Genomic DNA, 11,829 nt, shown 5'->3' on the forward strand with positions numbered 1-11,829 from the left:
GGGGCGGCTCCCCCCCCGGCCGCCCCGCTTCTCGCGCCGTTTTGGGGTGGTTTTTTTTTGGGCGGTTTACACCGGCCAAAACACACCCACGACTACCCGAGCAGAGCGTCGACGAAGGCACCGGGCTCGAAGGGCGCCAGGTCGTCCGGCCCTTCGCCCAGGCCGACCAGCTTCACGGGCACGCCGAGTTCGCGCTGCACCTGGAAGACGATGCCGCCCTTCGCGGTCCCGTCCAGCTTGGTCAGCACGATGCCGGTCACGTCGATGACCTCGGAGAACACCCGCGCCTGCATCAGGCCGTTCTGGCCGGTGGTCGCGTCGAGTACGAGCAGGACCTCGTCGACCTTCGCGAGCTTTTCGACGACGCGCTTGACCTTGCCGAGCTCGTCCATCAGGCCCGTCTTGGTGTGCAGGCGGCCCGCGGTGTCGATGAGCACAGTGTCGACGCTCTGGTCGATGCCGCGCTTGACCGCGTCGAACGCGACGGCGGCCGGGTCGGCGCCTTCCTTGCCGCGGACGACCTCGGCGCCGACGCGCTCGGCCCAGGTCTGGAGCTGGTCGGCGGCGGCCGCGCGGAAGGTGTCGGCCGCGCCGAGCACGACGGTGTTGCCCTGCGCCACGAGCACGCGGCCGAGCTTGCCGGTGGTGGTGGTCTTGCCGGTGCCGTTGACGCCGGCGACCAGCACGACGGCGGGCTGCTTCTGGCCGTCGACCACGTGCGGGAGCGCGCGGACGGCGCGGTCGCGCTCGGTCGACAGGGTGGACGTGAGGACCTCGTGCAGGACGGCGCGGGCGTCTTCGGAGGTACGGACGGCACGGCGCGAAAGCTCGTCGCGCAGTCTCGTGACGATCTCGCCGGTCAGTGCGGCGCCCAGGTCCGCCACCAGCAGGGTGTCTTCGACCTCCTGCCAGGAATCCTCGTCGAGGTCACCGGCGCCGAGCAGGCCGAGCAGGCCCTGGCCGAACATCGAGCGGGACTTCGACAGACGGCCACGCAGCCGCTCCAGGCGGCCGGTCGCGGGCTCGATCTCTTCGACGGGCGCCACCGGCTCGGCTTCGGGGAGCACGATGTCGACGACCGGGCGCTGCGGCGAGTCCCTCGGGACGGCCGCGTCGTCGCCGACGGCGGGCTGGCCGTCGGTCTCCGGCCGGTCCTCGACCGGGTGAGTCTCGCCGCCTGGCGCCAGCGCGATCCCGCTGCCTGCCTGGTAACTACCGCCCTTGGGTTTCTGCTCGACCTCGGCGGCCGCCTTGTTGTCCAGGCTGATGCGGCGCTTGCGCGCGATGATCAGCCCCGACACCAGTGCGACGACCAGCGCGAGTACGACTACGACGACGATCCAGAACCAGGGCGCGTTTGACACGGCCGTCATCTTCGCAGGTGCGTAGGCGACCGCACGCACCCACCGCTCCGCCAACGGATAACGATGTGTCAACCCGTTGGGACAAGAGTCAACGCCAGGGGTTGCGTCACGCGCTGTCGTGGACTAGACCACTCCGCGTGGTGGTGCCTACTTACGACGCCCTGCGGGTCGTCGGCCTGATCTCCGGCACGTCGATCGACGGCATCGACGTGGCGGCCGCCGAGTTGCATGTCGAAGGCGATCTGGTCGAACTCGTCCCCCTCGGCCATCGCGAACTCGAGTATCCCGAAGGGCTGCGGACGGACCTGCTCGCCGCGCTGCCGCCCAAACCGTGCAGCGCGGCCATGCTGACCCAGCTCGACACCCGCGTCGGCCAGGCGTTCGCCGAGGCCGCCAGGATCGGCGTCAACCGGCTCGCAGGCGGGCACGCGCACGTCGTCGCGTCGCTCGGGCAGACGGTGTACCACTGGGTCGAGAACGGCGTCGCGCACGGCACGCTCCAGCTCGGCCAGCCTGCGTGGATCGCCGAGCGCACCGGGCTGCCGGTGGTCGCCGACTTCCGCGTCCGCGACATCGCGGCGGGCGGGCACGGCGCGCCGCTCGCGAGCACGCTCGACGCGCTCTGGCTGCGCGACCTCGCCGAGACGAACGGGCACGCGGTCGCCGGGCTGAACATCGGCGGGATCGCGAACGTGACGGTCGTCGAGCCCGGCGGCGAGACGCTGGCGTTCGACACCGGCCCCGGCAACGCGCTGCTCGACATCGCCGCCACCGAGATGACCGGCGGCGAACTCCGCTGCGACATCGACGGCGCGCTCGCGAGCCGCGGTGTCGCCAGGCTCGATCTGCTGGAACGGCTGCTGCGCGACTCCTACTACGAACAGCCGGCGCCGAAGTCGACCGGCAAGGAGCATTTCCACGCCGAATACCTGCTCGCGGCGATGGCGGGCCTGCCGGAACTGTCCGGCGAGGACCTGCTCGCGACCCTCACCGAGCTGACCGCGACCACGATCGCCGAAGAATGTATGAGGTATTCGGTCAAAACGGTGGTGGCTTCCGGCGGAGGGGTGCAGAATCCCGCTCTCATGGGGGCATTGGTCAAGAATCTGCCCGGCACGGCGATCAAGACCAGCGACGAACTCGGGGTGCCGAGCGTCGCCAAAGAGGCGTACCTGACCGCACTGCTCGGCTGGCTCACCTGGACCGGCCAGGCCGCGAACCTGCCGTCCGCCACCGGCGCGACCGGTTTTCGTTTGCTGGGCAGCATTACGCCGGGCGACGGGCCGCTGCTACTGCCCACCCCTCTGTCCGAAACCGTCACCCGTTTGCGGGTTTCCGGGGTTACCGCCGAAAGGGTAGGAGAGTCGAATGCGCCCTCTTGATTTAACGATCGTCATACTCTATTTGGCGGCGATGCCGCTGATCGGCGTACTGGTCGGCCGCAAACAGAAATCGTCGGCGGACTACTTCGTCGGCGAGCGGAGCCTGCCGTGGCCCGCGGTGATGCTTTCGGTGGTGGCGACGGAAACGTCGACCTTGACCGTCATCAGCACGCCAGGCCTGGTATTCGGCAACGGATTCCTGTTCCTGCAGCTGGCTTTCGGCTACATCATCGGCCGGACGATCGCGGCGCTCGTGCTGCTGCCGCGGTACTTCAGCGGAAACCTGGTGAGCGCGTACGAGTTCCTGGGCAAGCGTTTCGGCAAGGGGCTGCAGGGCACGGCCTCGCTGACCTTCGTGATCACCCGGCTGCTGGCCGAGGGCGTGCGGCTGTTCGCGGGCGCGATCCCGATCAAGTTCATCCTGGCGCACTACGGCATCCACCTGGACTACTGGGCGATCGTCGTCATCGTGACCGTGCTGACGCTGATCTACGCCTACGTCGGCGGGATCAAGGCGGTCGTCTGGGTCGACGTCATCCAGCTGTCGCTGTACCTCGGCGGTGCGGCCGTCGCGGCGATCGTGCTGCTGAACAAGCTGCCGTCGGACTGGGCGAGCCAGGCTTCGGCCGACGGCAAGTTCATGCTCGTCGACTTCGGCAAGCATCTGCTGACCAGCCCGTACGCGTTCATCACCGCCGTGCTCGGTGGCGCCGCCCTGTCGATGGCCTCGCACGGCGCGGACCAGCTCATCGCGCAGCGCCTGCTGGCCACCCGCGGCCTGCGTGACGGTCAGAAGGCGCTGATCGGCAGCGGGATCTTCGTGACCATCCAGTTCGGGCTGTTCCTGCTGGTCGGCTCGATGCTGTGGGTGTTCAACGGCCGCAAGACCGTCAGCCAGCTCGGCATGCAGAGCTCGGACGACGTCTTCACCCGGTTCATCATCGACGATCTGCCGGTCGGCGTGTCCGGCCTGTTGATCGCGGGTGTGCTCGCGTCGACCATGGGCGCGCTGGCGTCGGCGCTGAACGCGCTGTCGACGTCGACCGTCGCGGACCTGTACCAGCGCTTCACGCACAGGTCGGCCGAAGACTCGAAGCTGCTCAAGCATGGTCGTTTGTGGACACTGATCTGGGCGATCGTGTTCGCGATCTTCGCGTCGATGTTCTCGACGACGAAGAACGCGGTCATCGAACTGGGCCTCGGCATCGTCGGCTACACCTACGGCGCGCTGCTGGGCGCGTTCCTGCTCGGCCTGCTGATCAAGAAGGCACGCCAGCTCGACGCGATCATCGCGTTCGTGGCGACCGTGGTGGGCATGGCCTTCGTGATCCTCGGCGTGAAGTTCAGCGCGAAGACGGGCGCGTTCATCGGCATCGACTTCAGCAAGGCCGCCGGTGACAAGGTCGCGCTCGCGTACCCCTGGTACACCCTGCTCGGCGTGGTGATCACGCTGGTCGTGGGCGGGCTGCTTTCGCTGCGCCACAAGACACCCGCGCCCGAACCCGAGCCCGAGGAAGAGCCCGCAGCGGCGTAGGGGTCGTGAGTGGTACGGCCGGTTAGAACCGGCCGTACCACTCACGAGCCTTTAGACAGTGACCGGTTCTTCCACGGGCGCGGCCTCTTCGGTGCGCAGGCGCTGCGAGATGACCTTGGTGATGCCGTCGCCCTGCATGCTCACGCCGTAGAGCGCGTCGGCGATCTCCATGGTCGGCTTCTGGTGGGTGATGATGATCAGCTGCGAAGACGCGCGCAGCTGCTCCAGCAACCCGATGAGCCGTCGCATGTTGGTGTCGTCGAGCGCGGCCTCGACCTCGTCCATCACGTAGAAGGGTGAAGGGCGGGCACGGAAGATCGCGACCAGCATCGCCACCGCGACCAGCGATTTCTCGCCACCGGAGAGCAGTGAGAGCCGCTTGACCTTCTTGCCGGGCGGGCGCGCTTCGACGTCGACGCCGGTGGCGAGCAGGTCGTTCGGCTCGGTGAGGATCATCCGGCCCTCACCGCCGGGGAACAGCACGTTGAACACGATCTCGAACTCGCGCGCGACATCTTCGTACGCCGACGCGAAGACCTCCAGGATCTTCTCGTCGACCTCCTTGATGACGGTCAGCAGGTCCTTGCGCGTGTCCTTGAGGTCTTCGAGCTGCGTCGACAGGAACTTGTAGCGCTCCTCGAGCGCCGCGAACTCCTCCAGCGCCAGCGGGTTGACCTTGCCCAGCAGCGCGAGGTCCTTCTCGGCGCGCTTGGAGCGGCGCTGCTGTGTCGCGCGGTCGAACGGCATCGGCGGCGGCGGGGTGACGTCCTCGCCGCGCTCTTTCGCCGCCTCGTACTCGGCCATCTCGCCGGCGCTCGGCGGCACCGGGACGTCGGGGCCGTACTCGGCGACGAGGTCGCTCAGTCCCATGCCGAAGTCTTCGGCGATCTTGGTTTCCAGTTGCTCCAGGCGAAGCCGCTGTTCGGCGCGCAGCACCTCGTCGCGGTGCACGGCGTCGGTGAGCTTCTCCAGCTCGCCGGTCAGCTCGCGGACCTTGCCGCGGATGCCGGACAACGCGGTCTCGCGGCTTTGCCGCTGGGCCTGCGCCTCGTCGCGTTCGGCGGCGGCACGCTGGACGGAGTGCTCGATGCGCTCCAACGCGATCTCGCCGCCGTCGACCACCGCGGTGGCGATGTCGGCGCCGCGCTGACGGGCGACGCGGGCCTTCTCGGCGCGGTCACGGGCCTGGCGTTCGGCGGCTGCCGCGCGGCGCAGGGACTCGGCCTTGCCCGCGATGCTGCGCGAGCGCTCTTCGGCGGTGCGGAGCTGGAGCCTGCCTTCCATCTCCTCCTGGCGGACGGTGGCCAGTTCGTCGGCGGCCATGTCGCGCTCGGCGGTGTCCGGGTCCTCGTCGACGGCCTCGTCGGCGACCATCGTGAGCCGCTCTTCCAGCTCGGCGAGCTGGGTCAGCGCCTGCTCGCGGCTCTGCTCGACCTTGAGGCGCTGGTTGCGCAGGCGCTCGACCTCGGCCTCGGCGGCACGCGCGGCCTGCTGCATGCGGTTGAGCCGCTCGGACGAGCGCGCCTTGCGGACCTTCGCCTCGCCCAGCGCTTCCTTCGCCTGGCCGACCTCGTCGCGTCGCGCCTGCTGCTCGGCGCGCGCGCCTTCCAGCTCGGCGCCGGTGCGCTCGAGCGACCGTTCCGCGGCGAGCAGCCTGTCCTGCGCCTCGTCGACGGCGGCCTGCACCTCGATGACGCTCTCGCGCCGCTGCGAGCCGCCCGCGGCCCAGCGCGACCCGAAGACGTCGCCTTCGCGGGTGACCGTGCTGACCTCCGGATGCACCGCGACCAGCCGCCGCGCCTCATCCAGACCGTCCACAATGGCCACAAGCTCCAGCGCGCGCTCGACGGCGGGGCGCAACGCTTCGGGAGCCCGCGCGACCTCACGGGCCCAGCGCGCACCGCCGGTAAGCGACGGCCAGCCGGAGTGGTCCACAGTGGACGCTCCGCCGCCGAGCAGGATGCCGGCCCGGCCGGAATCGTTGGTCTTCAAGTACTTCAACGCGGCGAGCGCGTCTTCGCCGCCCGCGACGGCGACCGCGTCGGCGACCGGGCCCAGCGCCGCGGCCAGCGCGACCTCGAAGCCGGGCTCGACGGTCAGCAGCGCGGCGACGGACCCGAGCAGGCCGGGCAGCTCGTGCGAAGCGCCGAGCAGCGCGCCGGCGCCGTCCTTGCGTCGCAAGCCCATCGAGAGTGCCTCGACACGCGCGCGCTCGGAAGCGATCTCGCGCTCGGTGGTGCGCTCGGCTTTGACGAGCTCTTCGACACGCGCCTTGGCCGAGTTGTTGGCCTCGACCGCGCGGTCGTGACGTTCCTGCAGGTCAGCGTCGTCAGACTCCTCGACACCGCCCTCGGCGCGCGCCTCTTCCAGCTCCTCGACGGCGAACTCGGCTCGCGCGGCGGCCTCTTCGATCGACACCGAGATGCGCTCGATCTCGTCCGAGGTGGCGCCGTTCTTCGAGCGCAATGCCTCGACCTGGCCGGTGAGCTTCGCGAGCCCCTCACGGCGGTCGGCGATCGCGCGGACCGCGGCCATGTGCGCCCGCTCGGCTGCCTGGACCTGCCGTTCGAGCTGCTCACGGCGTTGCACGGTCATCGACAGCAGCTCACGCGCCTCAGCGACGCCCTCGGCGAGCTCCGCTTCCTGCTCGGCGGCCTCCTCGGCCTCCATGAGCAGCTCGTCGGGATCACGCCCGCTGCTGTGGCCCGCGACGTCGGCCGACAGGTGCCGCTGACGCTCGATGGCGAGGCGGACGGTGCCGCGCAGGCGCTCGGCCAGCGCGGAAAGCTTGTACCAGTTGTCCTGTGCGGCAGCGAGCAGCGGCGCGTCCTCGGCGAGCGACGCCTCCAGGTCGGTCTCCTGCGCCGTGACCAGCTCCAACGCCTGCTCGACCTCGGCACGGCGCGCGCGGGCGGTCTGCTCGTCGGCCTCTTCGCGGGCGATCGCGTCGCGCTGGGTGACAAGATCGTCGGCATACAGGCGGAGGCGGGAATCCCGCAGCTCGGACTGCACGGACTGGGCCTTGCGCGCGATCTCGGCCTGCTTGCCGAGCGGCTTGAGCTGGCGGCGCAGCTCGGTGGTCAGGTCACCGAGGCGGTCGAGGTTGGCCTGCATCGCGGTGAGCTTGCGCAGGGCCTTTTCCTTGCGCTTGCGGTGCTTGAGGACACCGGCGGCCTCTTCGATGAACGCGCGGCGCTCCTCCGGCTTGGCCTCGAGGATCTGCGCGAGCTGGCCCTGGCCGACGATGACGTGCATCTCGCGGCCGATACCGGAGTCGGACAGCAGCTCCTGGACGTCCATCAGGCGGCAGGTGCTGCCGTTGATCTCGTATTCGCTCGCGCCGTCGCGGAACATGCGGCGGGTGATCGAGACCTCGGTGTACTCGATCGGGAGCGCGCCGTCGGCGTTGTCGATGGTCAGCGTCACCTCGGCGCGGCCCAGCGGCGCGCGGCCCGCGGTGCCGGCGAAGATGACGTCCTCCATCTTGCCGCCGCGCAGGTCCTTGGCGCCCTGGGTGCCCATGACCCAGCGCAGCGCGTCGAGCACGTTCGACTTGCCGGAGCCGTTCGGCCCCACGACACAGGTGATACCCGGTTCGAAACGCAGCGTGGTGGCCGAGGCGAAGGACTTGAAGCCCTTCAGCGTCAAGCTTTTCAGGTGCACTGGGTGCAGACCCCTCTGGCCTCGGGTTTTCCTCTGTCAATCGCCGAATGTTACCTGGGGTGCTCCGCCACTTGTGGGACGTGGGGGGCTAGCGCTCCACGAAGCCGGTCAGGCCGCCTTTCGGCGCGGACCACCGCTCGATGACCTGATCTACACGTCCGGGTGATTCTCCGGACCTCAAGCAGGTCAACAACCGCTCACAGTGGTCACGAGTACCCTCCGCTACCACCTCAACACGCCCGTCGCGCAGGTTGTTCGCACTGCCGACCACCCCGATCTCGAGTGCTTTCGCCCGGGTCCACCAGCGGAAACCCACCCCCTGGACCTGCCCGTGCACCCACGCCGTCAACCGGACCTCGTCAAGTTCCTCACTCACAGGACTTATTGTGCCGGTTGCGGAGGGTGAACTGTGAGCGTGCTCTAGCTCGCTGAGGGTGAATCGACGGTGATAACGTCCCCGTCCAGGGGTCCCCCGACCGTGGGAGTTTCACGGTTTCCCCGCTATCCCCGAAGTCCCCCATCGAGGAGCAAACAGCATGTCCCCTGGGCCCGAGGCGAGCCCGCGTATCTCCGTGGCGCCGCCGCGTGAGACGAACGGACTGATGCAGCGCACCGGATACGCCGTACTGGCGGTGGGCGGTCTCGTCGTGGCGACGGCGTTCGCCGCGGTCGCCGAACTGGCCGGACCCGGCGTCGGCCACGACGCCAGCGGCCCGGGGCTCGGCGGTGGCACCGGCTCCGGCCCCGCCACCCAGGTCATCCAGGGCAACGGCACCGCGGGCGGCCCCGAGACGATCCCCGGCGCCGGCGCGCCAGGAGCCCCGTCGTCCTCGTCGGCGGCCCCGACGACGGTCGTGAGCGTGGGCCCGGACGGCAAGCCGACCACCACGGTCATCGCCCCGCCACCCCCGCCCCCGAACCCCGGCGACCCCGGCACCACCCCGAACGACCCCGGCACCCCCACGCCGCCGACGACCCGGCCGACCAAGCCGACTTCCTCGGCTCCGTCGTCGCCGTCGTCACCCTCGCCGTCGTCGCCCGGCTCCCCGACCTCGTCCCCGATCACGACCAAGGTCGACCCGCCCTCCTCGGGCACCTCGCCGGGCGGCTCCCCCAGCCCCACGCACCCCTAACGGGGGCCGAAATGCCGTCGCAGCGCGCCTCGCGCTCGGGTTGGGTGAACGCGACCTGACCGCTGTTCTGCGAGGAGGAACCGTGCGGCGTTTCGTTCGACTCGTGGTCATGGCGCTCATGCTGGCCACCCTGCCGGTGATCGGGAGCTCGGCGGCAGGCGCCGTCGAGCCCGTGCTGACGGTGGCGCAGCGGCGCGCCTACCTCAACTACTACGCCCCGGTGATCTTCAAACGGGCCAACGAGGACAACGGCCAGGACGGCCGTGACTGGCTGACCAACTTCGATTTCGACCAGGACCAGAACTTCGCGACCAACCGGGTCAACTGGGTCGAGAGCGAGCGCTATGTCGCGGCTTCGGCGGCGAACGCGACCACCAGCCCGTATGCCGGGTGGCGCATCCGCCCGACGCTGTACACGTCCTTGATCGAGTACACCAGCGGCGGTGTGAAGTCGCTGGTGCTGCTCTTCCACGTGTACAACGCGGCGGACAAGCAAGGCGACGCCATCCACGACTGGGAACGGATCGAGATCGTGGTCCGCGGCGTCACCGGCACACCGGGCGCGGCCGGTGAGTACGTGAACAACTCGACCATCACGCATCACCACGAGCACATCATCCGCAAGCGCGGCGACTCCGGCTTCAACTTCATGACCACGCCGACCGGCAAGCACCTGATGGTCTGGCAGGCCGACGAAGCGGGCAGCGTGCTCGCCACGCACGCGCACGAGCTGCGGTACGTGAAGGACAGCTACGCCTCGCTGATCAGCCAGCCGGTGACGAACGACGCCGAGGTGGAGATCAGCGGCAAGGACGTCAACGAGAACGTCCACTACATCTTCGTCCCGCAGGCGTCTTCGAGCGCGGTGAGCGCCTGGGGCGCGAAGACGCTGAGCTTCGCCAACGCGTCGACGCTGATCGCCGGGCACGACAACGAGCACACCGTCGACTGGTACCAGGCCAAGCGGATCACTTACGAGCTGCAGGACATCGCCGACCTCATCCCCACCCACTGGTCGCAGAACCCGGCCTGGTCCAAGCACTGGCTGTCGTCGGCCGTCGACGACGTCGAACTGGAATCGCCGGTGGTCAACGAGCTGGGCGCGACCGAGGTGAGCACCGGGCGCCAGCGTTTCTACAGCAAGTCCCGCGACAACGGCGCCTCCGACCTGACCGACGACCGCGAAGGCCTCATCCACAAGGATTGGCTCTACGGCGCGTATTCCGCCGAAGCGGACGAGGACCGCGAAGGCTCCTCCGACGACTTCCCCGCTTATCAAGGGACTGGCACAGACAGTTCCGGCTGGACCCGCCAGCTCGCGAGCGGACGCCCCGATTCACCCAACGTGTACTGGTGGCAGCACGACTTCTTCGTCCACGATGGCACGGTCAACACCGCCGCCTCCCGCGAGAACGGCACCTGGCTGCGTGGTGCGTGGTACGCGGCGGCGAACGGCGGCTTCGACGGCCGCTGGGCCCAGCTCTTCGACGACTAGCCGAGTAGCGTCGCCGCGCTGCCGATCAGGTCGTTCCCGGCTGGGGTGACCGGAACGCCTTGCTGGATAAGCAAAGGCAAGGCGCCGGTCACCCCATACGTGACCGGACTGGCCGCGCGGCGGGCCTCCGGATCCAGTCCTATGTGGACGAGAGCACGCTTGACACGGTCGAGGCCATCGAGGCGTGAGTAGTCGGCCAGCCCTGACGTGACGATCGCGGCCCGCACACTGCTGCTCTGGCCGGGATACTGGCCTTCGTCGAACCCCGGCGCGGTGCCGAGCAGCGCGGCCAGCGAGCCGCCCCACGCCCCGATCCGCGCCGGGTCGACACCCAGCGCGCCCGCGTGCGCCTTGAGGAACCGGACCGCGCATTTGGCGTCGGTGAGCTGGGCGGGCCATGGCGCGGCCGGGGCGAGCCGGTAGTCGATCGAAGCGACCACGAACCCGCGGGCGGTGAGCTCCTTGAACAACGCGCCGTCGGTACCCGCGAGCCACGCACCCGGCCCTGCCGCCTTGCGCCCGCCGAGCACGAACTCGCCGCCGTGGACGTAGAGCACGACCGGTGCGCGCCGCGTGTCCCGCACCGCGGGCATGTGCAAGTCCATAGGCAGCGGGACGCCCTCAGGACGGCAGTATTCGACGGTGCTCATCCGCCCTGCTGGCAGTGCTGAGGCGATGACCGCGTCGCCCGGAACACCCGTTCCGGTGAAGCCGTCGGAAGCGGCGGTCACTCCGGCCGCGCTCGCCGCCAGTGTCACGATCAGCAGCGGGAAGCCCACGATCCACGAGGCGACCCACTTCGCGATCGACGGCGGCCTCGGATCACCGGTCGCGACGATCAGCAGCCCGAGCACCGCCACCGCCTGCAATCCCACGGCGAGGTAGTCGGTCCCGCCGAACACGGCGTCGGCGGGCTGCCAGGGATCCGGATCGCCGAGCTTGCCGAGCCCGCGCCCCGCCAGCCACACCACGACCCAGGCGCCGGCCGAGGCGGCGCCGATCAGCACCGTGCGCCGCGTCGGCCTGCTCCACAGCGCGACCACGGCCACCGTCTCGATCAACGCCAGCAGGCCGAACACCATCGCGTGGAGCTGCCACATCCGCCACAACGGCGGCAGCGTCACCGCCGGGATGGCGGCGCCGCCGAGCGCGGCCACGAACGAGCTGACGAGCAAGGGACCCCGCCGCAGCAGCGGCGTTTCCGTGCTCGTCGGCATCCACGGCCCCGCCAGTGAGTTGACCACCTCACCAGTGTGCC

The 11,829-nt window shown here is 69.6% G+C and carries 8 protein-coding genes; 4 read left to right on the forward strand and 4 right to left on the reverse strand.

Annotated features, from left to right (window positions below; genetic code table 11):
• Positions 1-92: 92 nt before the first annotated feature.
• A complete protein-coding gene (gene ftsY, locus ACFV15_RS09645; RefSeq protein ID WP_378349773.1) occupies positions 93-1,364 on the reverse strand; it encodes a signal recognition particle-docking protein FtsY in 1,272 nt (423 codons plus the stop codon).
• 140 nt (positions 1,365-1,504) lie between these two features.
• On the opposite strand from ftsY, the gene ACFV15_RS09650 reads away from it, so the two are divergent.
• Positions 1,505-2,746 (forward strand): anhydro-N-acetylmuramic acid kinase, encoded by a 1,242-nt coding sequence (locus tag ACFV15_RS09650; RefSeq protein WP_378349867.1) that lies wholly within the window; start codon positions 1,505-1,507, stop codon positions 2,744-2,746.
• On the forward strand, positions 2,733-4,280 hold the full coding sequence (locus ACFV15_RS09655; RefSeq protein ID WP_378349774.1) for a sodium:solute symporter: 1,548 nt from the start codon (positions 2,733-2,735) through the stop codon (positions 4,278-4,280). Before ACFV15_RS09650 ends, ACFV15_RS09655 begins: the two co-directional genes overlap by 14 nt.
• Before the next feature lie 51 nt (positions 4,281-4,331).
• On the opposite strand, the gene smc is transcribed toward ACFV15_RS09655, so the two are convergent.
• Positions 4,332-7,943, reverse strand: coding sequence for a chromosome segregation protein SMC (gene smc / locus ACFV15_RS09660; RefSeq protein ID WP_378349775.1), 3,612 nt, complete (start codon positions 7,941-7,943; stop codon positions 4,332-4,334).
• Positions 7,944-8,031: 88 nt separating this feature from the next.
• Entirely contained in the window at positions 8,032-8,319 is a 288-nt protein-coding gene (locus tag ACFV15_RS09665; RefSeq protein ID WP_378349776.1) for an acylphosphatase, read from the reverse strand.
• Positions 8,320-8,479: 160 nt separating this feature from the next.
• Between ACFV15_RS09665 and ACFV15_RS09670 the strand changes: the two genes are divergently transcribed.
• Both ACFV15_RS09670 and ACFV15_RS09675 read left to right on the forward strand, forming a co-directional pair.
• Positions 8,480-9,076 (forward strand): hypothetical protein, encoded by a 597-nt coding sequence (locus ACFV15_RS09670; RefSeq protein WP_378349777.1) that lies wholly within the window; start codon positions 8,480-8,482, stop codon positions 9,074-9,076.
• Positions 9,077-9,158: 82 nt separating this feature from the next.
• Positions 9,159-10,571, forward strand: coding sequence for a hypothetical protein (locus tag ACFV15_RS09675; RefSeq protein ID WP_378349778.1), 1,413 nt, complete (start codon positions 9,159-9,161; stop codon positions 10,569-10,571).
• Here ACFV15_RS09675 and ACFV15_RS09680 read toward each other — a convergent pair.
• Positions 10,568-11,815 carry an alpha/beta hydrolase fold domain-containing protein gene (locus ACFV15_RS09680; protein ID WP_378349779.1) on the reverse strand — a complete coding sequence of 416 codons (1,248 nt, stop codon included), beginning with the start codon at positions 11,813-11,815 and terminating at the stop codon, positions 10,568-10,570. The genes ACFV15_RS09675 and ACFV15_RS09680 overlap by 4 nt on opposite strands.
• Positions 11,816-11,829: the final 14 nt, after the last annotated feature.

Source organism: Amycolatopsis sp. NPDC059657 (genome assembly GCF_042734395.1).
GTDB lineage: Bacteria > Actinomycetota > Actinomycetes > Mycobacteriales > Pseudonocardiaceae > Amycolatopsis.